Raw genomic sequence first — 25,408 nt, forward strand, 5'->3', positions numbered from 1 at the left:
AGGACCCGTCAAGGACGCCTCGGCGGCCTGCATGCTCGCGGCGATGTGATGCAATCGTCCTGACCTACAGGGCTGTGACAGTCAACGAGGTCAGTTGCCAGGCCGTGTCCATCGAGATGTCGATGCTGACGTCATTCAACCTGGCGTACATGAAGTCGGACATGCCGACAAAGACCCAGACCGTCTTGCCTGCAGGGAAGGCGACGTCTGTGAGGAAGTTCAGCGAACGTCGCTCGCCTGGGCCGACGATCACCTTCGCGCCGGGGTAGCTCTCGCCGTCACCGCTGGCGTCCAGGCCCGGGACGAAGCGCTGCCTGAACGCCTCCGTCATCGGGACGCCATCGTCGTGTTCCCAAAACACGTCAAGTTCCACACCAGACTGGGTGAAGGCGACGAACTCTGACCAGCCCCATTCGTCCGAGGTTGAAATTTTGTGCTCGCAGACAAGGCACGTCAGATCGACCGTGATCATAAGAGGGGAGGTGTTCGGTGTGGTGAAGGGAACGAGGAAGCCGCAGTAGTGGAGGACATTGAACTGGTCGATCTCACCAGCGTCGTGGTTTTGAGCCACCATGCGACTGCCGAGCCGACCCCATTGAGGGTCGAGGTAGCTCTCATACGTCGGGACACTCCCACCGCCGATGGCCTGTCTCCAGCTCGAGCGTTCCCAACCCTCGGCGAAGGGCGGTTGAAAGACGGTGCTCACCGCCAACGGTGGCTCCACCGCGGGTGGCCAGTCGAAGGGGGCTTCCAGCGGACGAACGGTGAGTTCGCCCGGCGAAAAGGCGCCGTCACCACGCAACAGGTCGTCCACCAGATGACGGTCGGATCGATGGGTAGACCTCAGCAGATCGAGATCGATGCCGCGCCGCCTGGCCTCGGCGAGCGAATGAAACCGGAGCCCGGGGCCTCCGGGCTGGTTCGCATGTGCTTCGCGGGCGGCTGACTTGATCGCCGCGGACTCGGCTTGCGGGAGGATCCTGCGAATCTGGTGAGCTTGAGTCGAGCCCAGGTCAAGAAGACGGTCGGCCCGACGAGCCGCATCGTCGTCCCCATGTTGCTCCTTGAGGCGCTGCACGAAACTGCCGTGTTCGTTCGTAACAGCCATGTCCTTCTCCGCTCACCGAGAAGTTGATTACCAGCAGAGTAGTTCCAGACAGATCCCAACCGATGCCGATTGAAAATGAAAGATCGCGCTCGATTACGGGAACCTCGTCGCACGCGCGGCTCGCGGCGGAATGACCGGCCCCGTCATCGGCTGACGACGGGGCCGCTGCGCATCTGGTCTGGGGCTCGGTCGGGCGCATCGTACGCGACCGAAGACACCGGATGGCCGTGATCCGGGCGCCACTCTGGCGGGAGTTCAACTACCCGGTGATGTCGCCGCTGCTGGAAATGACCCTGTCGTTCACGCCCAACTGTGCGGTCCACATCCCGTGGGATCCGCCGTCGTACCTGGCGAATGTCGAAATCGCGTGCCTCCATTTGGCGTCGGGAACATAGGCGTCGTGCAGGCACGGCTGAGCGCAGGTGCCGTTTGCGCATCCCCGATCCCAGACGCCTACGTCGCCAGTCGTCGGCAGCGTCGACGACAGCGTTCCGACCCTTGTGAAGACGCTCGTCTGGGTCATCGTGCCCTCGACGCCCTCGGAGACCACACCCGTCAAGTTCGGACTGGTTGACCCGAACGCTCGGAACGTGCCGGCGTAGTCGACGCGCATGCAGAACCGGCGGTCTCCCACCTGCCAGACCTGCACGTGTTCCTCGGCCGTGTCGATCGCCCACGGGTGATCGTCGATGCCGAAGTCAACGCTGTTCGTCACGTGCGCCGTGACATCGACGACCTTCGGGGATCCGGCCGGCGCGCAGGACGGAGCCCTCTCCTTGTCGTCCCCGCCGATCGCCGCCGAAACCGGCGCCAACAGAACGGTTGAAAGCAGTGTCGCGGCCCCGATCACGGCACCTGTACTCATTCGAACCTTGATCCGCATCGTCTTCTCCTGTTCGCAGGTACTGCTCGCAAGGTCGTCCACACGGCCACCTACTAGGCCGGAGACGGCGACCTGCTGCAGCCGGGTCCTCGTGAGGGACTTGGCATCTCCTCACACCTTGCTTGTTGCGACGAGAGTGCCGAGCGGATCACCCCTGCGGAGGCTTTCTTTCACGGGCCGTCCCGCACGGTGCGCGACGCCCGCGCGTGAAGGTCTGACTCGATGAGCACGAACGCGGCGAAAAGACGCATAGATCGCGTGTCCAGGACGGACAGTCCATGGTGTCTGGTTGGATCACGAGTCATCGCTCGACCAGCTGCAGGCCCTGGAGGCCAAACGCACATCTTGGAAGGCATCGCGCTCGCCCAAGAATGGTGGACCGAGGTTTCGGTGACGTTGTCGCGGTGCTCCGACTTCATGGGCCAGGCTGTCGGATATCTGGCAACACGCTAGAGGCGTACGCCGAGGCGGTTGGGGGGCGTTGACAGCGATCCCGGACGGCTGAGCTGACCGGAACCCTTAGGTGGCGGGAGGGATGTTCTGGTTGTGCCGGAACACGTTGCCGGGGTCCCAGACGCGCTTGATCTTGCGCAGCCGCGCGTACTTCTCGGGTCCGTAGGCACTCTCGACACGGTGCATTCCTTCGTCGCCGATGAAGTTCAGGTAGACGCCTCCGGTCGTCCACGGCTTCATCGCCGCCGCGATCGAGCGGGTCTTGTCGATGTTGGCCTGGTCCTGCGAGGGGTCCGGCGGCCACATCGAGAGCAGGTGCAGGTTGAACGGGGCGTCCCGGTTGCCGAAGGCGGTCGCGTCGTCGGCGATGTCAGCGATCACACCACCGCCGGCGACCACGATCATCTGCGTCAGTGGCGAGATTGGCGGTTGCACGTTGCCGACCCAGGCCTCGATCGCCTCGTCCGGGAACTCTGCGAGAAAGTCGCCGCTCCAGTAGTTGTGCATGCCCTTCGGGTTGGGAGGGTCGAGCAGCTGCTGCACAGCGACGTACGGCATCGGGCCGACCAGGTTGGCCGCGGGGGGCCCGAAGCCGATCAGCGGGTCCATTACCCGGGCGCCTTCCTCGGGATCACCGGCGTAGCAGACCAGTACCCCGCACGCTGGCTGCCCACGGGCCGGTTCGGGGACGAAATCCTCCGGAGGCGCGGTGATCAGCGCGACGCCGCCACCCACTTCCGGGGGCGCGGTCAGCATGAAGTCCCGCCAGTTCTTGAGGACCTCGACTGCCATGGACCCCGGATACAGCAGCATCCCGCCGAGCACGATCGGCCCGAGCGGATGCAGCCGGAAGGTGAACTCGGTGACCACACCGAAGTTGCCGCCACCGCCGCGCAGCGCCCAAAACAGATCCGGGTGTGAATCCTCCGACGCGGTCACGATCTCGGATGCCGCCGTCACGACCTCGGCCGAGATCAGGTTGTCGCAGGTGAAACCGAAAGCTCGCTCCAGCCAGCCGCTGCCGCTGCCGAGCGACAGTCCGCCCACGCCGGTGCCGGAGACCCGGCCGCCGGTCAGCGCCAACCCGTGCTCCTGGGTGGCCGCATCCACCGTCCCCCATGTCGCACCACCGCCGACCCGGACGGTTCTGGCGCCGGGATCAACCTCGACGTGGGCGATCCCGCGGAGGTCCACACAGACGCCGCCGTCGACGACGGCCGAACCGGTCACCCCGTGACCGCCACCGTAGACCGAGACCGGCAGAACGTCGTCCCGCGCCCCGGCGATCGCTGCGGCGACGTCTGTCGCGGTTGAGCACTGCATGATCCGTTCAGGCTTGCGGTCGATCATCCCGTTGAAGACCGCACGGGCCTCGTCGTACCCGGCGTCGGACGCAGTGAGCACGGTGCCCGCAAATTCTGAGGTCATGAACGAACACTCCTCGGTGGTAGAAGCCCGAGATGGTGCGATTCTGCTCCCGCTAGTGCGGTTGCGCAATGGGCAGTGTTGGCCGTCTTACGGCGACAGACCAACGCTACGAGCGGTCGGGCGATAGTGCACCCGCTCGGAATCAGGAGGTGGGCTTGTCATCAGAAAGTTGATCGCGGGCGTATGACGCGCCGCCGGACTGTCGAAAAGGGTGTCGAGAGGGGCGCGTATCGGCGGGCCGGCTCTCAGGCCGCGCGAGTGAGATGATCCCAGCGTGACCAGCGTCTGTCCCTCGTGTGGTCGTCCACTCGACGACCACGATCGGCACTTTCGTTTCCGTCTGCCCGAACCAGCCGTCCGGCAGCCGGAACTTATGGAGATGCCAGACTTTTGGTCCACCGATCCTGACCCTTCGGCGGCCGTGATGATGGTCGTTCCCGAGTTGGGCGGCTTCATCCGCGCCCTGTTTCCGATCAAGATGACCGAGGGGCACACCCTCACGTATGGCGTGTGGATCGGCGTGGATTCGAAATGACTCAACAGAGCATTCAAGCTGTGGTGGTCTCCCAAGTACTCAAAGCTGCGGATCAGTTGAGCCCTGGCGAACCTTATCCAGCCCTGGGGACTTCCGGGGTCGCCCGTTGACCTCGCTGTACTGAACCCAGGCGCGACGCCTTACTGCACATCGAGCACCGAGCAAGCCTGTCAACTCGCGCTGACGAAAGTGTGGGACCACGACGTGCCGATGGAGCCGCTCTGATCCGTCAACCCGGGTTCTTCGAGTTGGACGACAGAGTCGCTGACCCCGACCTGCAAGCGGCGGGATGACGCGAGCCCTTTCGGATGATCGACGTCGTGGTCGGAAGTAGGCCCGTGTGCCTCGTTCGATGAGACTGTCGGTGGCGGCGACGAGCATTGAGCGAATGTTGACCTTTTGTATTGCCGTCGCAGTCTTTGTGGCCACGAGTTTGCAGATGCTCATCGCATTAGTCGAAATGCGCCAAGCGCATCGTCCGGCTCTCGAAGTCGCTCGAACTGAAGACGAGCTAGTCCAACAGGAACCTCGGCTCAGCAGGCGCAGGTGGCGGAAGGAGCTGCGCTCATGGCGGGACGACGAGACGGAGCGCAGTCTGGCTTATGTCGACGCGGTGGCGTTCAGCTGGATGCTGCTGGTATTCGCATCCGCAGCAGCTAGCTTTCAGGCGGGACTCGACCTCGTGTGAACTGGCCACGCACGCGGCGGAATACCGTACGCCTTAGTGGCTGGTCAGGTCATGAAACTGCGCGGACGCTTAGCTATGGGTCGTCGATCTCGTCTGAAGTCCATCCCGGCTAGGTTTGCCGGATGGAACTGGTAGCGACGCTCTTGGCTGCACTCGTGATCGGCTCGATAATCGGGACGAATCTTGGAATTCGCCGACTGCGCGACGAGGTTGGGAAGCAGACCGAAGTCTTACTCATGATTCTTGAAGCGGTCGACGATAAGTCGGAACCGGACTCGCGCTAGCCACGCCCAACCACACCCAGGGACCGGGTCGGTGTGCAGGGTGCGCTATCCCTGCTTGAGTAGGCCGAGCGCAGTCTTCGGGAGCACCTCTCGACCGCCTTCCCGCAGAAAACTCGCGTAGACAAACAGGAATCGCAGCAGCAGTGTGACGCCCGCGAGGAAGCCTCCTATAACGACAGCGCGCGCCCAGGGCGGGAGCGTCACAGGCCCAAAACCCATGATGATCACCGGAGCCGCCATGCCAAGGATCGCGAGCACGCTCAGCACCTGGAGCGCCAAACCGAAACCCTCCGGTTGTCGGGTCGCCTCGTAGGTCTCGTTGGCGAGCCTGCGTTCCTGTTGCACCGCACGGACCTCAGCATCCGCCTGATCGACTCGCCCACGCAGCGACCCAACATGAGCGATCTCGTGCTGGGAACTGACAACGTTTCGTAACCCACTTAACTGCGGGTTCCCGATAGAAATGTTCCTTAGAAGATCGCTGGTGTCATAGCCCGGAATCATCGAGCCGTATCGTGTCTTTGATCGGGCCTCCTCTTCGGCCTTCCTGGCCTCGGCTCGACGCGCATCGCAGGCTTGGTCATACATCCACTCCCAAGCTTCGCGATGACCGATCGCGAAACTGTGCTCGCGCTTGAAGTCCGCCCAGCTCACGTGCTCCTTGCTTGCCGGAACCAGTGGATAAATCTCAGCCAGGGCGCGCTGGAGTTCAGAGGACAATTCCTCCAGTCTGGCGGCCAGCAGTTCCTGGTCGAGGTCATCGCCGTCCTCATCGGCGGCCTCCAGGACGTTCGCAACAGTGGGGTCGAAATCGTGCTCCATAATCGCTTCGAAGACGTCGAAGCTATCGAGGACTTCATCAATGTAATGAAGATCAAGTGCATGTCGCGATTCTGAATGCCGAAATACTGCTTCCTGCTCGCGGCGCGTCAGGTCTTCCACTCTCCGCCGGGCTGCCTGCTGTTCGGCGTGCAGTGCAACGTACCGGGATACCAGAAGACCGCCCACGATCGCGATCAGAGCAGCAGACGCCTGAGCCAAGGCGCTAAGCAGCCAATTCACGTCGGCAGGGGATGCAGTCATGGCTAAACGCTAGTGGGCACGGCTGCCGGCCCGGTCCTGTTCGCTTCAGATATGCGGCGGGTACTTTAACTACGCCGCTGGGCGTTGGTGGAACGTGAAGTTATGCGGTGGCAACCTTCGGGGGTGCTTCCGCACCTCTCATTGCCGGCCCAGCCCAAAGCAGAGAAGCGGATTTCAACGCTGTTCTGGCTGCCTGAGGCGATGTCTCGCCTGATTCCACGGCTCGCCAGAGCCGATATATGTCACGGGTGTCGAAGCATGCGCCGCCATCAACATTCTGGAAATTGTGCAGGTCGACATCTGGATTCCCGACGAATGGCCCGCGATGTTGCGGGTCGAGGGTCATGTTGTGGTTTGCAATCGCCCAGACTGCCGAAGGCGCCTTGTTGTTGTCCTTTAGGAATTGAACAACGGGACGTTGGGTGATCTTGGCAATCTCGTTGACCTTGACGCCTTTGCTGAATCCTTTGACCTCGACGATGGCGACCCAGTCTGAATCGTCGGGGTCCCGGACCTGGAGGTCTTCGAACTTGGTCCCGTGTCTTGCGACGTGAATTGGGTCCATGTTTTCGACTGTGAATCCGAATTGAGTCATAACATTCGTCACTGCGTCGACGAGCGGCTCTCCTTGTCGTGTCACCAGGCGGAGAGCGCCACCGTTTGCCTCGTCCAAGGATGCCTTAAGTGCTTGTTCGTTCTTTCGAATCTGCCTATCAGATTCGGCGAGGAATTCTTCCCGGGTCGTGCTGAGTGCGTTGCGTTCCTGGATGTGTTTCAAGGTCTGAGGTGGTGCCCAATCGGGCGAGGTGCGCCACTCCGCGTCCCCGGCGAACTTGTCGGGATCAACCTCGCGGACGCGCTTCAAGAATAGGCGAAACCATTCGGCTCGCTCAGTTGTCTCGGCGGGGATGGCCCAGCAAATAGCGCTGTGTCGTCCTTTTCTGCGCCGCTCCAAGGCGATAGGCATCCTGGCCGGGCCAACGTGCAGGAACGGAACGCAGTTGCCCTTAAGATCGCCAGTGTTGACATCAGATGTAGGGGATTGAAAACGGCTCACGTGGTAGCCCCAAGTATGTTTCTCGGTGCCGCGGGAAAGGTTGGGGACGATGCTTCGTGAAATTAGTCGCTGTAGGTCGGTGGGCAATTCGTCCGGGATCTCGAGCTGATCGGCGTGAGTCTGGAAGTATCGTCCGAAGCTGGTTGAGTGACCTTCGCCGAGGTCCTCCATGTCCAAGGTTCGAGCATCGATTGCGAGCACGTGAAGGTGCGGGCTGAGCCTGCCGGGGTCCTCTTCGGTCGTGACGGCGGCGTCGTACTCGTCCTCCTCGACAGTTTCGTTCCATTCGACAATTCGCGCTGTCGGGACCAGCGCCCTCATCGCCTCGATGTCGTCATCGCCGATGCCGAAGAACAAGACACGCGGGTGAGGATCGTCATTGAATCTTGCCACGGCTGCACTCTATGTATAAGGGGCGCCGCTCAGGCGTTGACCCGCCACGAAGTCGAACTCGATTGGTGAGCAGCGCAGTTTCTGTTGGAGGTCGTCCAAGATCGACCAGTTCGTTCAGCCAGTGGAGGTGACCCATTCTGGGCGCAATGCAGCAAGTGCCCCGGCGTCTCAGCCGCCAGCTCGCTGACGCCCTAGGCCCCTGCGGAGTGCGTGAGAACCTCAGCCCCTTTTCGTGATTTCGGTCTGCTGCGTTCATCTTGCGAGAGCATCCTGCCCATGGGGGAGACCTCACGCATCTCGATCGACTCTCGATCAAGGCCAGTCAACGCGCGCTGAATCCCCAGCACGTCATTCGTCTCGACCAGACTCTGCCAGCGCTCGAGGTTTCGTGTGTGCGGTTGACCGGTGACCCGGCCACGAAGCCTGACTATGTTGCGCTCGATGGTGGGTCGCCACTGTTCGAACGTCGACCGCGTCAGATGAGACGACAACCGGCAGTGCAGCTCCCACGAGCGGCGTTCAGAGCGGTTCAAGTCCGGCTCTACCGGTCGCCGAATCACCTCCAGCCGAAAGCCCATACATGACAGCAGCCGGTCCAGCTGCTCGTCGCTCAGATCCACCTTGCCCGAGACGAACTGACTGATGCTCGGCTGACGCACCCCACTGATCCGTGACAGTTCGGACTGCGTGGTGCCCGTCTGGGACATCACTCTTTGCAGTACCTCGCCACGACCCGCCATAGGTCAACTATAGCAAAGGGCACTATAACCAAGCCATGAATTTAAACCCGATCTTTGGCAACACTGAGGCAACACGAGACTCCAAAACAGCCAATAACTGTCACAAATGTCCAACAAATCTAGACGACAAAATCACTGCAATTTCAATCAAAAACAGCATCGATCGACACTGTTCCATCGGGCCTTATTTCCACTTTCACGGCGGTAGCACGGGTTCGAATCCCGTTGGGGGTGCCACATTGTGGGGAACGAAGCTGACGGACGTGTCACCGTGGCGCGGTTTCCGGCTCCCGAACGGTCATCACCGCCGAGCGCGCCGGCCGCGCCGTACGCGCAGGCGTCGCTGCCGTGCTCAACGACCTGACCGGAATCGTGATCTGGCTCGACTGACCCGGCACCCGATGCGGCCCCACAGTCAGTCGGTGGCGTCGCGGAACAGCTCGGCGGCCGGACCGACGATGAGCGGGTCCGGCTGCGCGACCAGCTCGTGGTCCTTGTTGTCGTAGTCGAACTGCGCCAGAACGTGGCGCATCGACTCGACGCGGGCGCGCTTCTTGTCGTTGCTCTTGACGACGGTCCACGGCGCCACGGCCGTGTCAGTGCGGGCGAACATCGTCTCCTTGGCGCGGGTGTAGGCGTCCCACTTGTCGAGCGACAGCAGGTCCATCGGCGACAGCTTCCATTGGCGGACCGGGTCGACCTGCCGGATGACGAAGCGCGTGCGCTGCTCCGAGGCGGAGACCGAGAACCAGAACTTGATGAGGTGGAGGCCGTCGTCGACCAGCATCTTCTCGAAGGTCGGAGCCTGCCGGATGAACTCGTCATACTGCTCCTCCGAGCAGAACCCCATGACGCGTTCGACGCCTGCGCGGTTGATCGGTCGAACATCACGATCTCGCCAGCGGCCGGCAGATGTTGCACGTAGCGCTGGAAGTACCACTGGCTTTCCTCGCGCTCACTCGGCTTCTCCAGTGCGACGACCCGTGCGCCTCGCGGGTTGAGGTGCTCGGTGAACCGCTTGATGGTCCCGCCCTTGCCCGCGGCGTCGCGGCCCTCGAACACGATGACGAGCCGCCCACCCGTGCTCTTGACCCAGTTCTGGAGCTTCAGCAGCTCGATCTGCAGGAGCCGCTTCTGCATCTCGTACTCGTTGACGTCCAACCGTGCCGGGTACGGATATCCCTCACGCCACGTGTCGACCGGCCGCCCGCTGTGGTCGAGCAGCACCGGGTCGTCGTCCTCCGTGTCAAACACGGTGTAGTCACCGAGCCGGTCGATGTCGACGCGGGTGGGCGTCCCGAAGTCAGTGCTCATGCGTGGTCGCCGGACGACCTCAGGCCGATGCGCCAACTGGTGACGGAGTGAACCCGTGCACCTCCGCGCGCCCGCCTTGGACGATGACGTAGGTGGACTCCGGGACCTCCTGCCAGGCTCCGCGCAGGTCCCCGAGTGGCTCTGACACCACGAGCCGTGCGTCATCGGAGAGCTGGTGCAGGACAGGGTTGTCGGGATACTGCTCACGGAGAGTGGAGATGTCCTCGCTGCGGAACAGCGATCGAGACATCCTCTCAGAGGAGTAGCGGAACGCCCACGTGGTTTCGCCGTCGGTGGTGGCCACTGTCATCTGGATGGGGTGCTGGATGCCGTGGCGCCGCCCGGTCTCCTCGATGAATCCGACTGCTCGGGCCACCGCGCTCGGCGGGTCTTCCATCAGTCCGAAGGTCAGGGCCAGGAAGAAGAAGAGCTCGGAGTCCGTGGATCCCTCGATCTCGGGGTAGAGGGCCGGCTCGACGGCCATGGCCAGGTCACGCTTCACCGAAGGAAACGCTGCAAGGGCTCCGTTGTGCATCCAGAGCCAACGGCCGTGGCGGAAGGGATGACAGTTGGTCTGCTGGACCGCCGTGCCGGTCGATGCTCGGATGTGCGCGAAGACGCGACCGGCGACCGCGTGCGAGGAGAGCTCCAGCAGGTTGCGGTCGTTCCAGGCCGGCTCGGTGCTGTGGTAGATGCCCGGCGTATCCATCGCGCCGTACCAGCCGACTCCGAAGCCATCCCCGTTGATGGGCTCGACCCCTAGTCGCGAGTGTCTGCTCTGCACCACCAGTGAGTTCTCAGGCTTGAAAAGAAGATCATGCAACTGAACCGGTGAACCTGAATACGCGAGCCAACGACACATGGCCAACCTCACTTTCGGCTCCAGTACACAATGCAGGCACGCCCCGCGGGTCATCCGCAGCGGATGAGGTCGCTCTCACGCGGCTGACGGCTCAGGGTGGCAGGATGCGGAGCGTGCCTGACTGGGTCGAGCTCCTCGCGATCATGGCCGGGAGTCTCGTGCTCCTGTGGCTCGTCATGCTGGCGCTGCTGTGGCGCGCGAAGCCGGACGAGGTGACGTTGCGGGATGCCGTGGGTCTCGTGCCCGACCTGCTCCGACTCCTCAAGCGACTCGCCGGCGACAAGACCTTGCCCCGCGGCGTACGCGTCCGGCTCTGGCTGCTGATCGGCTACCTCGCGATGCCGATCGACCTGGTGCCCGACTTCATCCCGGTGCTGGGCTATGCCGACGACGTCGTGGTCGTCGCGATCGTCCTCCGGTCGGTCGTACGCGCGGCCGGACCCGAGGCGGTCGAGCGGCACTGGCCTGGTACGCCCGAGGGACTCCGCGTCATCCGTACGCTTTGCGGAACCCGCTGACGGCTGCGCTCGGCCAGCTCGTCCGTGGGACGCTGTTCCCGTGAAGGTCATCCGCGCCCAGCTCTTCGATGTCTCCAAGGCCGCTCCCCTGTTCGCGGCGTACCGCGAGTTCTACGGCGAGCCGTATGACCTCGAGGCCTCGGCGTCGTTCCTGGCGAGCCGGCTGGCGCGCGACGAGTCCATCGTGCTGATCGCGCAGGACGACGACGGCGTACCGGTCGGTTTCAGCCAGATCTACCCGGCGTTCTCGTCGACCCGGCTCGCGCCGATCTGGATCCTCAACGACCTGTTCGTGTCGGAGGAGGCGCGGGGCACGGGCGCGGTCGACGCGCTGCTCGACACCGCAGCGACCCTGGCCGTGGAAGCCGGAGCGATCGCGATCGAGCTGGCGACGGCACACACCAACCTGAGAGCGCAGGCCGTGTACGAACGCAGCGGCTACGAGCTCGACACGACGTTCAAGCACTACGAGAAGCCGCTCCCCTGAATCTCAGCGTTGGGCGACGTGGACGACCAGGTTGACCAGGACGGCGAGGAACACCGTGCCGAGGACGTCGAGGTTGACGCGACGGTGACTCACCACCTCGGCCCCGCGAGTCGTCGTGCGCTCGATCAAGCTGAACATCACCCCGAGCACACCCGCTGACACCAGGACCCAGAACGCCGGCTCGGTGTCACCGCCGTTCGCGATGCTCAGGACCAGCGCGACGACTGCTGTTGCGAGCGTCTTCGTGCCGTAGATGAAGGAGCGGGTGCCGATCGGGCGGTCCGCCACGGAGTCGGGCTCGTCCGGCGTGTGGATGTCGGCCATGGGTCGAGCCTAGTAGCGCGACTTGAGCACCGCGCGCCGTGAAGATGGCACTGTGGCGCCATGACTCGCGAGCCCGACTGGTCGTCGATCGGCGACCTCGTCCAGCGCTCGGTCGACGCCGGGGACGAGATCGGGGCCGGCGTCTCGGTGTGGCACCGGGGCCAGAAGGTGCTGGACCTCGCTGTCGGCACGCGCAACGACGCCGGCGACCCGTGGCAGCTGGACACGCTCGTCCACACCTATTCGGTCGCCAAGCCGTTCGCCGCGCTCGCAGCGCTGAGCGCGGTCGCTGACGGCTCGATCGGCCTCGACCAGCCCATCAGCGACGTCTGGCCGGAGTTCGGCGTGAACGGCAAGGCAGCCATCACCCTGCGGCAGGTGCTGTCGCACCAGTCCGGCGTCTTCGCCTTCCCGGAGTCCGCCGCCGCGATCGACCCACTCGACGGCGAGGCGCTCGTCGATCTGCTCGCGGATGCCACGCCCCTGCATCCACCGGGCCAGGGCGTCGCCGAGCACGCGCTGACCTACGGGCACCTGCTCCACGGGGCCGTGCAGAGAGCCACCGGACAAGGCCTCGCCGAGCGCTTCTCCACCCTCGCCAGGACGTACGGCTGGGACCTGCACCTGTCGGTGCCCCAGGCGGACCTGCCGCGGGTCGCCGACCTGGCGTACGCCCAACCGGGCTGGGCGGATCGCTACCGCACCGACCCCAACCCCGCGCTGGCCGACTCGCTGGTGCGGCTGCCAGGCCCGCTCGACGTCGATCTGCTCAACAGCGACCGCTGGCGTACGGGCTGGTTCCCCGCAATCGGGCTGCACGCCACCGCTTCGGCCCTCGCCGGGTTCTACGCCGAGCTGCTCGACCCCGAAGGTCCCGTCGCACGGCTGCTCGGACCGGAGCTTCTCCGCGAGTACACCGCAGTGCAGGCCACCGGCCACGACCTCGTGCTCGACCGCGAGGTGTCGTGGACGTTGGGCTTCCAGCGTGATGACGTCGAGATCGGCATGGGTGGCATCGGCGGCTCGTCGGCGTGGGTGTCGACCGCCAGGGGCTACTCGTGCGCGTACGTCACGCGCGGCCTCGCCACCCACGACCGCGTGGATGCGGTGTGGCAGGAGATCGAGCGCCTGTTGCCCGCCGACATACTGGAGCCGTGAGCGCCGGACGATATGCCCCCTCGCCGTCGGGCGACCTGCATGTCGGCAATCTGCGCACCGCGTTGCTGGCCTGGCTGTGGGCGCGGCGGACGCGGCGCGACTTCCTGATGCGCATCGAGGACCTCGACCGCGTACGCCCCGGGGCCGAGCAGCGGCAGCTCGACGACCTGCGTGCCATCGGACTGGACTGGGACGGCACGCCCGTACGCCAGTCGGAACGGCTCGACCTCTATGCCGCGGCGATCACCCGCTTGCGGGACGAGGGCCGCGTCTACGAGTGCTTCTGCACCCGCCGGGAGATCCTCGAGGCGCCCACCGCGCCGCACCATCCGCCCGGCGCCTATCCCGGCACCTGCCGTGACCTGACCGAGGCCGAGCGGATCCAGCGGCGCACCGAACGACCCGCCGCTCTTCGGCTCCGTGCCGACGTCACGATGTACACGGTCGAGGACGAGATCCACGGGACGTACGTGGGCGCGGTCGACGACTTCGTGCTGCGGCGCGGCGACGGTGTGCCGGCCTACAACCTCGCGGTCGTCGTGGACGACGCCGACCAGGGCATCGACCAGGTGGTCCGCGGCGACGACCTGTTGGCCTCCGCACCGCGGCAGGCCTACCTCGCCACGCTGCTCGGCGCCCGCCCGCCGACGTACGTCCATGTGCCGCTGGCGCTCAACACCGACGGCCAACGGCTCGCCAAGCGCGACGGCACCGTGACATTCGCCGAGCTGCGCAGTGCCGGCGTGGACGTGTTCGCCCTCATCGCCGGCTCGCTCGGACTCACCGGGTCGACACCGCAGGAGCTGCTCGAGTCGTTCGACCCCGCGACACTGCCGGCCGAGCCGTGGGTCTTCGAGCCGCCGGTCAGTTCTGGTCGATGAACGCCTCGAGCAGGTCGCTGATGGCGTCGGGCTGCTCGATCGTGCTGGAGTGACCGGCGCCGGGCACGATCTCCAGCCGTGAGCCGGGGATCAGCTTGTTGAGCTCCTCGGCCTTGGCGACCGGCGTCGCGACGTCGTCGGCGCCCACCACCACCAGGGTCGGCGCGGTGACGTTGCCGAGCTCGTCGGCGATCGGGTCACGGTCGGTGACGCCGTAGATCGCCTGCTTCATCCCCGACCGCTTGGCGGCCTTGACCTCATTGAGCCACGCCTCGAGCTGCGGCTTCGACTCCGGGCTGTTGAGGTACGTCGGTCCGAACAGCAGCGGCTTGACCCGCGACTGCACAGGTCTGAGGCCGAACAGGCCATAGACCTTGGCGAGCAACCGGTACTGCCCGACCTTCGCCGGATCCTCGGGACCCGCGCTCGTGTCGAGCAGGCTCAGCGAGCGGATGAGCTCGGGCCGCCGTGCCGCGAGCCGCATGCCGACGAACCCACCCATCGACAAGCCCACCCAGTGCACCTTGCCGAGCGCGAGCTCGTCGATGATCGCGGCGGCGTCATCGGCCAGCGTGTCCATGTCGTAGCCGCCGTCCGCTGCGGGCGATCGACCCTGGCCGCGCCAGTCGATCGTCACGCATCGGTAGCGGGGCGCCAGCCGGTCGACCTGGTCGTCGAACATCCGGCCACTGAACAGCAGGCCGTGCCCGAACACGACGGTCGCCGCATCCGGCCGCCCCACGGGTGCCTCGGTGTCCTCGATGTTGATCCGTGCGCCGTTGACCTCGACAAGTGCCATCCAGACCTCCTGTTTCCGTCCCCGAGCATGGCAGTGGTCGCCGTCGACCGCCAGAGTGGAGCACCGGCGTGGTGCCTCCATTGACAAGTATGTGAGTCATCACTAACTTAATTCCCATGGCATCCGGAACCCGTATGAAGGCCGAGGACCGCAAGGTCCTGATCCTCGAGGCTGCGATCGAGGAGTATGGCCGCTCCGGCATGCACGCGACGTCCACGGAGGTCATCGCCGAGCGCGCCGGGGTCTCACAGCCGTACCTGTTCCGTCTGTTCGGCACCAAGACCGGCCTCATCGGCGCAGCGATCGAGCACCACACCGCGACACTGCGCCGCACCTTCCGCGAAGCCGTCGAGCAGCGCGATGCCGACACGTCACCGCTCGAGGCGATGGCGATGGCGTACATCGGCTTCATGAACGACGACGTCAACTCGATGCGGTGCCAGCTGCACACCTGGGCGGCCGGCTCCGACCCAGCGATCAAGGAAGTCGCCCAGCGGACCTACCGCGAGATCTGGGAGGAGATCGCCGCCCTCAGCGGCGCATCGGCAGACGAGGTCCGCGACTTCATGGCCCAGGGGATGCTGCTCACCGTCGTCGCGGCCCTCGACCTCACCGAGCTGTACGGCGACCCGCTCGCCGTGGCAAAGGAGTTCTGATGTTCAGTGCACTCGGCCGTCTGGCCAACACCCACCCGCGCCGTGTCCTTGGCCTGACTGTCCTGTTCTTCGTCATCGCCGGTGCGCTCGGCGGACCCGTCGCGGGACTGCTCAACAGCGACAACGACTCGTTCTCCGACACCGGCGCGACCAGCGCCCAGGCGATCGAGCAGATCGAGAAGGCAGCCGGCCAGGACGCGTCGCCGAGCCTGATCGCCCTCGTCGACGTCGACGACAAGGCGGCGATCGCCGAGACGACCGAGATCCTCTCCGATCCCGCGGTCAAGCAGGTCGTCGGCGGCCCCGAGATGGGTCAGCAGTTCCTCTCGAAGGACGGCACGCAGACCTACTTCGCCGCGATCTACAAGTCCGGCGTCGACGCCGACAAGACCACGGAGCACCTGCGGGACGAGCTCGGCCGGGTCGACGGCGTGCAGGTCGGCGGCTTCGGGCCGGCATACCAAGAGGTCAACGAACACGTCGAGAGCGACCTCGTCACGGCGGAACTGATCGCGTTCCCGCTGCTGTTCCTCGTGTCGCTGTGGGTGTTCCGGTCAGCCGTCGCGGCGCTCCTGCCCCTGCTGGTCGGCGGGCTCACGATCGTCACGTCGCTGCTGATCATCCGCGGCATCAACGAGATCGTCGACATCTCGATCTTCGCGCTCAACCTCATCACGGGCCTCGGCCTCGGCCTCGCGATCGACTACTCGCTGTTCCTCGTCTCGCGCTATCGCGAGGAGCTCGAGCGGGTCGGCCCGGGTGCGGAGGCCGTACGCCGGACCGTCGCCACTGCCGGGCGTACCGTCGCGTTCTCGGCGGTCACCGTTGCCGGCGCGGGAGTCGCCCTGCTGGTGTTCCCGCTGCGCTTCCTCTACTCGATGGGCATCGGCGTGACGGTCGTGGCGCTCGCTGCCGCGGCGGTGTCGCTGATCGTCCTGCCCGCGCTGTTCGCCGTGCTGCAGCACCGGGTCAACGCGCTGGCGCCGAAGCGCTGGCGCGAGGCGCAGATCGCCGAGTCGCGGGCCGAGGTGCACGGGTTCTGGTACCGCGTGTCGAAGTTCGTCATGCGCTTCCCCGTCGGCACGGCGATCGCCGGCGCCGCGATCCTGCTGGCGCTCGGCATGCCGTTCCTCGGGGTCAAGTTCACCGGCGTCGATGCGACGGTGCTGCCTGACGGCAGCCCGGCGAAGACCGTCGACCAGGTCCTGCGCCAGGACTTCGTCGGTGCGGAGTCCTCCCCCGTCATCGTCGCCGTCACGGCGCCGGAGTCCGAGAAGGCCGCCCTCGACTCGTACGCCTCGACGCTCGGCTCGCTCGACGGCGCGGCGCAGGTCGCTCCGCCGCGCTTCCTGGGCGACGACACCTGGCAGGTCGACGTCATCCCGAAGGGCACGACCCTCGACGACGCGACGCTCGACCTGGTCGGCGAGATCCGTGACACCGACGCGCCGGGCAAGGTGCTGGTCGGTGGTGCGAGCGCCGAGCAGGTCGACCAGGTCAAGTCGATCTATGGGAAGAACATGTGGTTGGCGCTGGGCATCCTGGCAGCCCTGACCCTCATCACGCTGTTCCTCATGACCGGATCGGTGGTGCTGCCGATCAAGGCTCTGCTGATGAACGTGCTGACGATCAGCGCGACGTTCGGCGTGCTGGTCCTGATCTTCCAGGACGGTCGCTTCGAGAGCCTCCTGGACTATCAGAGCCAGGGCGCACTGGAGTCGTCGCAGCCGGTGTTCCTGTTCGCCGTGGTGTTCGGTCTGTCCACCGACTATGCGGTGTTCCTGCTGACCCGGATCAAGGAGGCGCGCGATGCCGGAGCCGGCGAGCGCGAGTCCGTCGCGCTCGGCCTGCAACGTACGGGCCGGATCGTCACTGCCGCGGCGCTGCTGTTCGCGATCGCCCTCGGCGCGTTCGCGACGTCGCAGATCATCTTCATCAAGGAGCTCGGCATCGGCACGGCGATCGCGGTGCTGATCGACGCCACGATCGTCCGGGCGATGCTCGTGCCGTCGTTGATGGCGCTGCTGGGACGTCGCAACTGGTGGGCGCCCAAGCCGCTGCGCCGGCTGCACGACCGGTTCGGCATCAGCGAGGCGGACCCCGCCGACCTCGACCCGGTCAACGCCTGATCCTTGGTCCACGCGTGATGGAGCGGTGACTTAGGGCCCAGACGACGCACCCGCGTGAGCCCTAAGTCACCGCTCCGTGGACGACGTGGTCGCTAAGTCACCGCTCAGGCTTGGAGGTAGGCGATCACGGCGAGCACGCGACGGTTGTTGCTGTCGTCGTCGGCGTCGAGGTCGAGCTTCATGAAGATGTTGCTGGTGTGCTTGCTGATGGCCTTCTCGGTCACGAACAGCGCAGCGGCGATCGCGGCGTTGGAGCGGCCCTCCGCCATCAGCCCCAGCACCTCGCGCTCGCGGTCCGTCAGCCGCGCGATGGGGCTGTCGGGCTGGGCCCGGGCGATCAGCGTCGACACGACCTCCGGGTCGAGCACCGTGCCGCCACCGGCGACCGTACGCACGGCATCGACGAACGTCGTGACATCGGCGACGCGGTCCTTGAGCAGGTAGCCGACCGCGCCGTCACCGCTGCCGAGCAGCTCTCGCGCGTACAGCTGCTCGACGTACTGCGACAGCACCAGCACGGGGAACCCCGGCCGCTCGGTGCGGGCCGCGATCGCCGCCCGCAGACCTTCGTCGGTGAAGGTCGGCGGCATGCGTACGTCCACCACCGCGATGTCGACGTCGCCGGCACGGAGCACCTCGCCGAGCTTCTCCGCGTCGTCGACGGCCGCCACGACCTCGAAGTCGTACGCCTCGAGGAGCCTGGTCAGGCCGTCCCGGAGGAGGGCGAGATCTTCGGCGATGACAACGCGCACGGAACCTCCAAGGTCACCACGGTCGGCCCCCCGACGGGACTGACCACGTCCATCGTGCCGTCAAACGCCGCGAGGCGTCTCGCGACACCCGCAAGGCCCGTGCCCGAGGCCAGGGCCGCGCCGCCCTTGCCGTCGTCCTCGACGACGACCTTGAGCGCCTCGCCGTCATGCGTGACCTCGATCGCGGCACGTGTCGCCTCGGCGTGCTTGCCGATGTTGGCGAGCAGCTCGCTCGTCGCGAAGTAGACCGCCGACTCGACCGGCGCCCCGGGCCGGCCGGCCAGGTTGATCAGCACGGACACCGGCACCGACATGTCGAGCGCCAGCGCCTGGATCGCGCCGGCCAGACCGCGGTCGGCGAGCACCGGAGGATGGATGCCGCGTACGACCGAGCGCAGGTCGCCGAGCGCGGAGGTCGTCACGGCACGTGCCTCCGCGAGCATCGCGGCAGCGCCTTCGGGGTCCTTGGCGAGCATCTCCTCGGCCATGCCGAGGTTCATGCCGAGTGCGACGAGGCGGGCCTGTGCTCCGTCGTGCAGGTCGCGCTCGATGCGGCGCAGCTCCGCAGCGGAGTGGTCGATCGTCTCGGCGCGGGACTGCGACACCTGCGCGACGCGGCGCTCGAGGAACTCCCGCGTGGGCGACAGCATGGCCCGGTCGAGCTCGGCCCGCCACCGCATCAGGACGGGCATGAGCCACCACCAGAGGCTGAAGGCCACGAGGAGCCAGCCCCACTCGTAGAACGACTCGGCCTGGCTGTCGATCGTGAAGAACCCGTAGTTCACGTCGAACACGCCGTCGGGGGTCACCCAGTAGACGAACGGGAAGACGAGGTACCAGACCACTCCGAGGCCGAGCCCGAACGCGATCCACGCCAGGGCCCACCCCAGCGTGACCGACATGTACGTCCAGGCGAAGTCGCGCCAGCGAGCCGGGTCGGAGGCCCACCGCTTGAGCAGGCCGAAGCCCGAGACCGACTTGGTGGGCAGGTAGGGCCGCTCGATGCGGATGCCGAGGATCCGGCCCGCGAGCATGCGGTGCACGTTGGCCAGCTGCTGGTTGAGCGGCACGAAGATCAGGAGCAGGGCCATGCCGACGCCGACGATCGCGACGCCCAACGCCGTCGTGAGGATGCAGAGCAGCGCGAGTGCGGGGACCGCCAGCAGGACGTACGCGACCGACAAGGCCGTCAGCTTCAACCGGCGCGACAGGCCGGCGGCGAACGACTCCCCCTCGAACGGCGAGGTGGCGGGGGCGGTGGTGCTCATGGCGGGTGCTCCGATTCGGTATGGGTGATTCGTCCCAATCCTCGCGCATCAGGTGGCTGCGGACAGTGGGCTCAGGCCTACTTCCGATCGGGGTTCCAGCACCATGTCGGCCGAGGTCGCGAGTCACGAGGCTGGTTGTCACGTCAATTCGCAACAGTCACCTCGAGAGAAGGACACACCATGTCTTCGAAATCTCCCACCGTCAGAGTCGCTCGCTGGAGCGCGACCCATCCCTGGCGCGCGATCGGCCTGTGGGTCGCCTTCGTCGTCGCGGCGATCGCCCTGATGTCGACCGTCCAGACCAAGCAGGTCGCGGATGAGGACTTCCGCATCGGCGAGTCTGGGCGTGCCGCCGCCATGATCGACGACGCCGGCCTGGCCGCCAGCCCGACCGAGTCGGTCCTCATCACCGCCCCCACAGGCTCCCTCGACTCCGCGAAGGCGGAGGCAGCTGCCACGCAGCTCTCCAAGGCCGCAGCAGACGTCAAGGGCGTCTCAGACGTAGGACCACCGATCTGGTCGGAGAAACGCGATGCGTTACTCGTGCCGATCACCATGGCCGGTGACGTCGACGACGCTGCTGACCATGTGGGCGCCCTGATCGACGCCACGGCCAAGGTCCAGAAGGCCAACCCGTCGCTCGACGTCGAGCAGGCCGGCGACGCGTCGCTGGATGCCGGCATCAACGACAAGGTCGGCGAGGACCTGGCATCCGCCGAGTCGATGAGCCTGCCGATCACGTTCCTGATCCTGCTGGTCGCGTTCGGTGCGTTCATCGCGGCCGGCATCCCGGTCCTGCTGGCGATCACGTCGGTGTTCACGGGACTGGGCCTCTACGCGCCGATCTCGTACCTCGTGCCCGACTCGGGCACGGTCGCCAACGTCGTGCTGCTGATCGGCATGGCGGTCGGCGTCGACTACTCGCTGTTCTACCTCAAGCGCGAGCGCGAGGAGCGTATGCGCGGACGGTCCACGGTCGACGCGATCGAGATCGCCGCTGCGACCTCGGGTCGTGCCGTGGTGGTCTCCGGATTCGCCGTCGTCGTCTCGATGTCCGGGCTGTTCATCACCCGGGAGCCCGTCTTCAGCGCCCTCGCGGTCGGCTCGATCCTCGTGGTCGTCGTCGCCGTGATCGGCTCGCTGACCGTGCTGCCGGCACTGCTGGCCAAGCTCGGCCGCTGGGTCGACCGTCCCCGCATCCCGCTGCTGTGGCGGCTCAACCGTCGCATCGGCGCGGGTGGCATCAGCGGCCGCCTGATCCGTCCGGTCATCCGCAAGCCCATGGCCGCGGCCGTGATCTCCGGCGGCGTGCTGCTGGCCCTCGCGGTGCCGGCGTTCGGCATGAAGATGCACCAGGGCACGATCGACACGCTGCCCCAGGACATCCCGGCCGTGCAGGCATACCAGCGGATGCAGCAGAGCTTCCCGTCGGAGCGTCCCGGCATCGACGTCCTGGTGCACACCGGCAAGGGCAGCACGGACGCCGCTCGTTCGGCGCTCAAGGCGGTCCAGGCCAAGGCCGTCAGCTCAGGTCTCGCCACGGCTGGCGACGACGCGATCACGGTGTCCAAGGACGGTCGTACGGTCGAGCTGTCGATGTATGCGGCACACCCCGAGGGCGACGCCCGCAACGACGCCGCGATCGAGCAGTTGCGCGACACGATCGTTCCCCGCGCGACCGACTCGCTCGAGGGCACGAAGACCGCCGTCGGTGGCACCGTCGCGGAGAACTACGACTACGAGAACCAGCCGTCGACGCTGCCCTGGATCATCGCGTTCGTGCTGATCCTGACGCTCGTGATGATGGGCTGGACGTTCCGTAGCGTCACGATCGCGATGCTGACGACGGTGCTCAACCTGCTGTCGGTCGGCGCCGCGTTCGGTGTCCTGACGCTGGTCTTCCAGCACGACTGGTTCAACGGCCTGCTCAACTACGAGTCCTCCGGATTCGTCGTCGACTGGATCCCGCTGTTCTGCTTCGTGGTCCTGGTCGGCCTGTCGATGGACTACCACGTGTTCGTCCTGAGCCGGGTCCGCGAGGGCCTCCGTCAGGGCCTGCCGTACGACCGGGCGGTCGAGTTCGGCATCCGCGAGACGGCCAGCGTCGTCACCAGCGCGGCGGCCGTGATGGTCTCGGTGTTCGCGGTCTTCGCGACGCTGAGCATGCTCGAGATGAAGCAGATGGGGATCGGCCTCTCGGTCGCCATCTTGATCGACGCGACGCTCGTACGCCTGGTGCTGCTGCCGGCGCTGCTCCTGAAGCTGCGCGGACGGCTCGAGCGTCTCGGCGAGGTCTCGAGCGTCGAGGACGAGTACGCCCCGAAGCCCGCGCTCGTCTAGGCAGTACCGGCAAAGGGCTCGTGGTTTCGAGGCTTCGCTTCGCTCCGCACCTCAACCACCGGTGGTTGAGGTGCGGAGGCCGTCCGCGGCCGAAGCCTCGAAACCACGACCGACTAGATCAGGCCCTTGTCGGTCAGCCACTGCTTGGCCAGCTCGGCCGGGGCGGTCTTGTCGGCGCCCTGGTTCTTGCTGTTGAGGTCGAGCAGATCAGCCGTCGTCAGCTGTGCCGAGATGTCGTTGAGGACCTTCTCGACCTTGTCCGAGGCCTTGTCGTCGTTGATCAGCGGGATGACCTGCTGCGCAGCGATGAGGTTCTCGGGGTCCTCCAGCGTCACGAGCTTGTTGGCCAGGATCGACGGCGTCGTCGAGTAGATGTCGGCGACATCGACCTTGCCGTCGAGCAGCGCCTTGAGCGTCGCGGGTCCGCCGCTGTCGCTGATGGGGACGAACTTGACGCCCGTGATGCCGTAGACCTTCTCGAGCCCGGGAATGCCGTATGCACGCTCCTTGAACTCCGGGTTGGCGCCGAGGCTCAGGTCCTTGACGCCCTTGAGGTCGGCGATCGTCTTGACACTGTTCTTCGCCGCGAACTCCGGCGTGACGTTGAGCGAGTCCTTGTCCTCGGCCTTGGCCGCGTCCAGGACCTCGAGGTTGTCCGGCAGCGCGTCGTCGAGGGCTTCCTCGATGTCGGCCTCATTGGTCGCCGTCGCCTTCGGGTCGAGGTAGGTCAGCAGGTTGCCGGAATACTCCGGCAGCAGGTCGATCTCACCGTTCTTGAGCGCCGGGATGTAGGCCTCACGAGCGCCGATGTTGAGCTTCTTCTTGACCTTGACGCCCTTGGCCTCGAGGGCCTGGGCGTAGATCTCGGCGATGATCTCGTTCTCCGGGAAGGCCGCCGAGCCCACCGTGATCGTGTCGGACTCCGACTTCTTGCCGGACGTGGGATCGCTGCTGCCACACGCGGCCAGGGACAGGCCGAGAGCCGCCGTGACGGCAACCGCCGCGGTCATCTTGTGGATGGACATTCTTCTCCTTGGGGGTGGGGTCATGCGGACGTCGGTACGAGGGAAGGACGGGAACGAAGGGCCAGTCGTTGCAGCCCGGCGAAGATGCCGTCGAGGACGAGGGCGAGTGCGACCACGACGACGGAGCCACCGGCCATCTGCGCGTAGTCCTTCACCGCCTGGCCGTCGATGATGTAGCGACCGAGGCCGCCGAGACTCACGAACGCGGCCACAGTCGCCGTCGCCACGACCTGCAGCGTCGCGGAGCGGACACCGCCGACGATGAGCGACAGCGCAAGCGGGATCTCGACCTTGGTGAGAATCTGCCACTCGGTCATGCCGATCGCTCTCGCGGCGTCGATCGTCTCGCGGTCGACGGACTCGAGCCCGGAGTAGGCTCCGGCGAGCAGCGGCGGTATGGCCAGGACCACGAGTGCGATGAGGGGCGCGGTCAGCCCGATGCCGGTCATGAGCACGATGTAGGTCAGCAGGCCGAGCGTGGGGAGTGCCCGCAAGGCGCCAGTCACGGCGACGGCGAACGTACGGAACCGTCCGGTGTGCCCGATCCAGAGGCCGAGGGGGATCGCGATGGCCGAGGCGATTGCGACGGTCTCTGCGGTGTAGCCGAGGTGCTCGACGACCCGATGCGGGATGCCGTCGTCACCGCTCCAGTTGGTCGAGTCGGTCAGCCAGTCGACGGTGTCGGAAAGAACGCTCATGCCCTGCTCCTGACCGGCCGGCTGGCCGACGCCCATGGGAGCAGGATGCGCCCCAGGAGGACGAGCACGAGGTCGAAGAACAGCGCGACCAGCACGGTCGCACCGATGCCGATGAGGATCTCGGTCGTGAAGCTTCGGTTGTAGCCGTCCGTGAACAGCGAGCCAAGGCTGCTGACGCCGATCAGGGCACCGACGCTCACGAGACTCACGGTGCTGACCGAGACGACGCGCAAGCCCGCCAGCAGAACCGGCCCTGCGAGCGGCAGCTCGACCCTGAAGGCGCGCTGCGAGGGCGAGAAGCCGGCTGCCGACGCCGAGTCGAGCACCGCCGCAGACACCGAGCCGAACGCGTCGGATGCCGAGCGGATCATGATCGCCACGGCGTAGATCGTCAACGCGATCACGACGTTCAACGGGCTGAGGATGCCCAGGCCGACGACGCCGGGAATGATCACGAACAGCGGCAGCGACGGGATCGTGTAGAGGATGCTGCCCGCACTGAGGAGCGTGCCCCGCAACCGGGGGTGCCGGTTGGCGTACCAGCCGATCGGCAGGGCGATGACGAATCCGAGCACGATCGGGACGGCGCTGAGCCACACGTGTCGCAGGGTCAGCGACCACACGTAGTCGAAGTTGTCGAACAACCAGGTCATTCGGACAAGACCCCCGTCGCCTTGCCGTTCTCGTCGACGATGATGCGTACGCCGTCCTTGTCCTCGACGTGCAGCTTGCGGTGCCCCTTGTCGAGCCCGATGAAGCTCCGGACGAAGTCGTTGGCCGGGTTGGCAAGGATCTCTGCCGGCGAACCGACCTGCGCGACCTCCGCGCCCTTCTTGAGGATCACGACCTGGTCGCCGAGCAGGAATGCCTCGTCGATGTCGTGGGTCACGAACACGATGGTCTTGTCGAGCTCACGCTGCAGGCGGAGCAGCTCCTGCTGCAGCTCGTCGCGCACGATCGGGTCGACCGCGCCGAACGGCTCGTCCATCAGCAGGATGTTGGGATCGGTCACCAGGCCGCGGGCGACACCGACGCGCTGCTGCTGGCCGCCCGAGAGCTGGCTGGGATAGCGATCGGCGAGCGACGCGTCGAGCCCGACGGTCTCGAGCACCGCATGGGCCCGCTGATGAGCGTCCTTGCGACCGACCCCGTTGAGGCGCAGCACCGTGGCGACGTTGTCGATGACCTTGCGGTGGGGCAGGAGCCCGGCGTGCTGCATGACGTAGCCGATGCTGCGCCGCAGCTCGACCTTGTTGCGCGTCGCGATGTCGACATCGTCGATCAGGACCTGGCCCCGCGTCGGGTCGACCATGCGGTTGACCATGCGCAGCAGCGTCGTCTTGCCGCACCCGGACGACCCGACGAACACCGTGGTCGTACGGGAGGGGAGCTGGAGGCTGAAGTCCCCGACCGCCTCGGTGCCATCTGCGAACGTCTTGCCGATGGAGCGGTACTCGATCATGCGGTCCTCCGCGTTTCGCGATAGGTAGGCATTGAACTGGGCAAACAGGCTTCGGACAGTCTGGCGTGAACCCCGCCGAGCGG

24 protein-coding genes and 1 pseudogene are annotated in these 25,408 nt (G+C 65.9%); 9 read left to right on the plus strand and 16 right to left on the minus strand.

Translation table 11 applies throughout. The features are described 5' to 3' along the window. Positions 1-64 precede the first annotated feature (64 nt). The 3 genes from AC1DVU_RS01945 to AC1DVU_RS01955 all read right to left on the minus strand — a co-directional run bounded on the left by AC1DVU_RS01945 (position 65) and on the right by AC1DVU_RS01955 (position 3,872). Positions 65-1,108, minus strand: coding sequence for a hypothetical protein (locus tag AC1DVU_RS01945; protein WP_476920738.1), 1,044 nt, complete (start codon positions 1,106-1,108; stop codon positions 65-67). Positions 1,109-1,367: 259 nt separating this feature from the next. After that, positions 1,368-2,033, minus strand: a complete 666-nt coding sequence (locus tag AC1DVU_RS01950; protein ID WP_476920739.1) for a hypothetical protein — start codon at positions 2,031-2,033, stop codon at positions 1,368-1,370. 477 nt (positions 2,034-2,510) lie between these two features. Next, the gene (locus AC1DVU_RS01955) at positions 2,511-3,872 is read right to left on the minus strand and encodes an FAD-binding oxidoreductase (protein WP_476920740.1); all 1,362 of its coding nucleotides are present in this window, start codon (positions 3,870-3,872) and stop codon (positions 2,511-2,513) included. Positions 3,873-4,146: 274 nt separating this feature from the next. Between AC1DVU_RS01955 and AC1DVU_RS01960 the strand changes: the two genes are divergently transcribed. Continuing rightward, positions 4,147-4,407, plus strand: a complete 261-nt coding sequence (locus AC1DVU_RS01960) for a hypothetical protein (RefSeq protein ID WP_476920741.1) — start codon at positions 4,147-4,149, stop codon at positions 4,405-4,407. 810 nt (positions 4,408-5,217) lie between these two features. Next, on the plus strand, positions 5,218-5,379 hold the full coding sequence (locus AC1DVU_RS01965; protein ID WP_476920742.1) for a hypothetical protein: 162 nt from the start codon (positions 5,218-5,220) through the stop codon (positions 5,377-5,379). Between the two features lie 45 nt (positions 5,380-5,424). On the opposite strand, the gene AC1DVU_RS01970 is transcribed toward AC1DVU_RS01965, so the two are convergent. From AC1DVU_RS01970 to AC1DVU_RS01990, 5 genes and pseudogenes are all read right to left on the minus strand, one after another. After that, positions 5,425-6,462 (minus strand): hypothetical protein, encoded by a 1,038-nt coding sequence (locus tag AC1DVU_RS01970; protein ID WP_476920743.1) that lies wholly within the window; start codon positions 6,460-6,462, stop codon positions 5,425-5,427. Positions 6,463-6,562: 100 nt separating this feature from the next. Beyond that, positions 6,563-7,912: a hypothetical protein gene (locus AC1DVU_RS01975; RefSeq protein WP_476920744.1), complete on the minus strand. Its 1,350-nt coding sequence runs from the start codon at positions 7,910-7,912 to the stop codon at positions 6,563-6,565. Between the two features lie 191 nt (positions 7,913-8,103). Next, on the minus strand, positions 8,104-8,652 hold the full coding sequence (locus AC1DVU_RS01980; RefSeq protein ID WP_476920745.1) for a helix-turn-helix domain-containing protein: 549 nt from the start codon (positions 8,650-8,652) through the stop codon (positions 8,104-8,106). 415 nt (positions 8,653-9,067) lie between these two features. Further along, positions 9,068-9,966: pseudogene (gene ppk2 / locus AC1DVU_RS01985) on the minus strand (polyphosphate kinase 2). Positions 9,967-9,985: 19 nt separating this feature from the next. Continuing rightward, entirely contained in the window at positions 9,986-10,753 is a 768-nt protein-coding gene (locus tag AC1DVU_RS01990; RefSeq protein WP_476920746.1) for a class II glutamine amidotransferase, read from the minus strand. A 188-nt stretch (positions 10,754-10,941) separates the two neighbouring features. On the opposite strand from AC1DVU_RS01990, the gene AC1DVU_RS01995 reads away from it, so the two are divergent. After that, the gene (locus tag AC1DVU_RS01995) at positions 10,942-11,346 is read left to right on the plus strand and encodes a YkvA family protein (protein ID WP_476920747.1); all 405 of its coding nucleotides are present in this window, start codon (positions 10,942-10,944) and stop codon (positions 11,344-11,346) included. 40 nt (positions 11,347-11,386) lie between these two features. Beyond that, complete coding sequence (locus tag AC1DVU_RS02000; RefSeq protein WP_476920748.1) at positions 11,387-11,833, plus strand: GNAT family N-acetyltransferase; 447 nt, start codon at positions 11,387-11,389, stop codon at positions 11,831-11,833. A gap of 3 nt (positions 11,834-11,836) precedes the next feature. Here the strand turns inward: AC1DVU_RS02000 and AC1DVU_RS02005 are convergent, their stop codons facing one another. After that, complete coding sequence (locus tag AC1DVU_RS02005; RefSeq protein WP_476920749.1) at positions 11,837-12,157, minus strand: hypothetical protein; 321 nt, start codon at positions 12,155-12,157, stop codon at positions 11,837-11,839. 60 nt (positions 12,158-12,217) lie between these two features. Here AC1DVU_RS02005 and AC1DVU_RS02010 point away from each other — a divergent pair, with 60 nt between their 5' ends. Both AC1DVU_RS02010 and gluQRS read left to right on the plus strand, forming a co-directional pair. Then, positions 12,218-13,315, plus strand: coding sequence for a serine hydrolase domain-containing protein (locus tag AC1DVU_RS02010; protein WP_476920750.1), 1,098 nt, complete (start codon positions 12,218-12,220; stop codon positions 13,313-13,315). Further along, a complete protein-coding gene (gene gluQRS / locus AC1DVU_RS02015) occupies positions 13,312-14,196 on the plus strand; it encodes a tRNA glutamyl-Q(34) synthetase GluQRS (protein ID WP_476920751.1) in 885 nt (294 codons plus the stop codon). Before AC1DVU_RS02010 ends, gluQRS begins: the two co-directional genes overlap by 4 nt. On the opposite strand, the gene AC1DVU_RS02020 is transcribed toward gluQRS, so the two are convergent. Continuing rightward, positions 14,180-14,995, minus strand: a complete 816-nt coding sequence (locus AC1DVU_RS02020) for an alpha/beta fold hydrolase (RefSeq protein ID WP_476920752.1) — start codon at positions 14,993-14,995, stop codon at positions 14,180-14,182. The genes gluQRS and AC1DVU_RS02020 overlap by 17 nt on opposite strands. Positions 14,996-15,111: 116 nt before the next feature. Here AC1DVU_RS02020 and AC1DVU_RS02025 point away from each other — a divergent pair, with 116 nt between their 5' ends. After that, complete coding sequence (locus AC1DVU_RS02025; RefSeq protein WP_476920753.1) at positions 15,112-15,651, plus strand: TetR/AcrR family transcriptional regulator; 540 nt, start codon at positions 15,112-15,114, stop codon at positions 15,649-15,651. Beyond that, positions 15,651-17,780 (plus strand): MMPL family transporter, encoded by a 2,130-nt coding sequence (locus AC1DVU_RS02030; RefSeq protein WP_476920754.1) that lies wholly within the window; start codon positions 15,651-15,653, stop codon positions 17,778-17,780. Before AC1DVU_RS02025 ends, AC1DVU_RS02030 begins: the two co-directional genes overlap by 1 nt. 104 nt (positions 17,781-17,884) lie before the next feature. Here the strand turns inward: AC1DVU_RS02030 and AC1DVU_RS02035 are convergent, their stop codons facing one another. Further along, a complete protein-coding gene (locus AC1DVU_RS02035) occupies positions 17,885-18,532 on the minus strand; it encodes a LuxR C-terminal-related transcriptional regulator (RefSeq protein WP_476920755.1) in 648 nt (215 codons plus the stop codon). Beyond that, positions 18,484-19,800 (minus strand): sensor histidine kinase, encoded by a 1,317-nt coding sequence (locus tag AC1DVU_RS02040; protein ID WP_476920756.1) that lies wholly within the window; start codon positions 19,798-19,800, stop codon positions 18,484-18,486. The genes AC1DVU_RS02035 and AC1DVU_RS02040 overlap by 49 nt, the downstream gene beginning before the upstream one ends. 180 nt (positions 19,801-19,980) lie before the next feature. Here AC1DVU_RS02040 and AC1DVU_RS02045 point away from each other — a divergent pair, with 180 nt between their 5' ends. Beyond that, positions 19,981-22,140 carry an MMPL family transporter gene (locus AC1DVU_RS02045; RefSeq protein ID WP_476920757.1) on the plus strand — a complete coding sequence of 720 codons (2,160 nt, stop codon included), beginning with the start codon at positions 19,981-19,983 and terminating at the stop codon, positions 22,138-22,140. 113 nt (positions 22,141-22,253) lie between these two features. Here AC1DVU_RS02045 and AC1DVU_RS02050 read toward each other — a convergent pair whose 3' ends face one another. The 4 genes from AC1DVU_RS02050 to AC1DVU_RS02065 are packed head-to-tail and all read right to left on the minus strand — an operon-like array spanning position 22,254 to position 25,325. Beyond that, positions 22,254-23,165, minus strand: a complete 912-nt coding sequence (locus AC1DVU_RS02050) for an ABC transporter substrate-binding protein (protein ID WP_476920758.1) — start codon at positions 23,163-23,165, stop codon at positions 22,254-22,256. Between the two features lie 20 nt (positions 23,166-23,185). After that, complete coding sequence (locus tag AC1DVU_RS02055; protein WP_476920759.1) at positions 23,186-23,863, minus strand: ABC transporter permease; 678 nt, start codon at positions 23,861-23,863, stop codon at positions 23,186-23,188. After that, entirely contained in the window at positions 23,860-24,516 is a 657-nt protein-coding gene (locus AC1DVU_RS02060; RefSeq protein ID WP_476920760.1) for an ABC transporter permease, read from the minus strand. The genes AC1DVU_RS02055 and AC1DVU_RS02060 overlap by 4 nt, the downstream gene beginning before the upstream one ends. Next, complete coding sequence (locus tag AC1DVU_RS02065) at positions 24,513-25,325, minus strand: ABC transporter ATP-binding protein (protein ID WP_476920761.1); 813 nt, start codon at positions 25,323-25,325, stop codon at positions 24,513-24,515. The genes AC1DVU_RS02060 and AC1DVU_RS02065 overlap by 4 nt, the downstream gene beginning before the upstream one ends. Positions 25,326-25,408 lie beyond the last annotated feature (83 nt).

The sequence above is a fragment of the Aeromicrobium sp. P2_G6 genome (assembly GCF_056403535.1).

Excerpts from the sequence above, each read along its gene's own strand:
- AC1DVU_RS01955 (WP_476920740.1), bottom strand. The coding sequence starts at position 3,872 with ATGACCTCAGAATTTGCGGGCACCGTGCTCACTGCGTCCGACGCCGGG.
- AC1DVU_RS01965 (WP_476920742.1), top strand. The coding sequence starts at position 5,218 with ATGGAACTGGTAGCGACGCTCTTGGCTGCACTCGTGATCGGCTCGATA.
- AC1DVU_RS02010 (WP_476920750.1), top strand. The coding sequence starts at position 12,218 with ATGACTCGCGAGCCCGACTGGTCGTCGATCGGCGACCTCGTCCAGCGC.
- AC1DVU_RS02045 (WP_476920757.1), top strand. The coding sequence starts at position 19,981 with ATGTCTTCGAAATCTCCCACCGTCAGAGTCGCTCGCTGGAGCGCGACC.
- AC1DVU_RS02040 (WP_476920756.1), bottom strand. The coding sequence starts at position 19,800 with ATGAGCACCACCGCCCCCGCCACCTCGCCGTTCGAGGGGGAGTCGTTC.
- AC1DVU_RS02050 (WP_476920758.1), bottom strand. The coding sequence starts at position 23,165 with ATGTCCATCCACAAGATGACCGCGGCGGTTGCCGTCACGGCGGCTCTC.
- AC1DVU_RS02060 (WP_476920760.1), bottom strand. The coding sequence starts at position 24,516 with ATGACCTGGTTGTTCGACAACTTCGACTACGTGTGGTCGCTGACCCTG.
- AC1DVU_RS02030 (WP_476920754.1), top strand. The coding sequence starts at position 15,651 with ATGTTCAGTGCACTCGGCCGTCTGGCCAACACCCACCCGCGCCGTGTC.
- AC1DVU_RS01945 (WP_476920738.1), bottom strand. The coding sequence starts at position 1,108 with ATGGCTGTTACGAACGAACACGGCAGTTTCGTGCAGCGCCTCAAGGAG.
- AC1DVU_RS02025 (WP_476920753.1), top strand. The coding sequence starts at position 15,112 with ATGGCATCCGGAACCCGTATGAAGGCCGAGGACCGCAAGGTCCTGATC.
- AC1DVU_RS01980 (WP_476920745.1), bottom strand. The coding sequence starts at position 8,652 with ATGGCGGGTCGTGGCGAGGTACTGCAAAGAGTGATGTCCCAGACGGGC.
- AC1DVU_RS02055 (WP_476920759.1), bottom strand. The coding sequence starts at position 23,863 with ATGAGCGTTCTTTCCGACACCGTCGACTGGCTGACCGACTCGACCAAC.
- AC1DVU_RS02065 (WP_476920761.1), bottom strand. The coding sequence starts at position 25,325 with ATGATCGAGTACCGCTCCATCGGCAAGACGTTCGCAGATGGCACCGAG.
- AC1DVU_RS02005 (WP_476920749.1), bottom strand. The coding sequence starts at position 12,157 with ATGGCCGACATCCACACGCCGGACGAGCCCGACTCCGTGGCGGACCGC.
- AC1DVU_RS01970 (WP_476920743.1), bottom strand. The coding sequence starts at position 6,462 with ATGACTGCATCCCCTGCCGACGTGAATTGGCTGCTTAGCGCCTTGGCT.
- AC1DVU_RS02020 (WP_476920752.1), bottom strand. The coding sequence starts at position 14,995 with ATGGCACTTGTCGAGGTCAACGGCGCACGGATCAACATCGAGGACACC.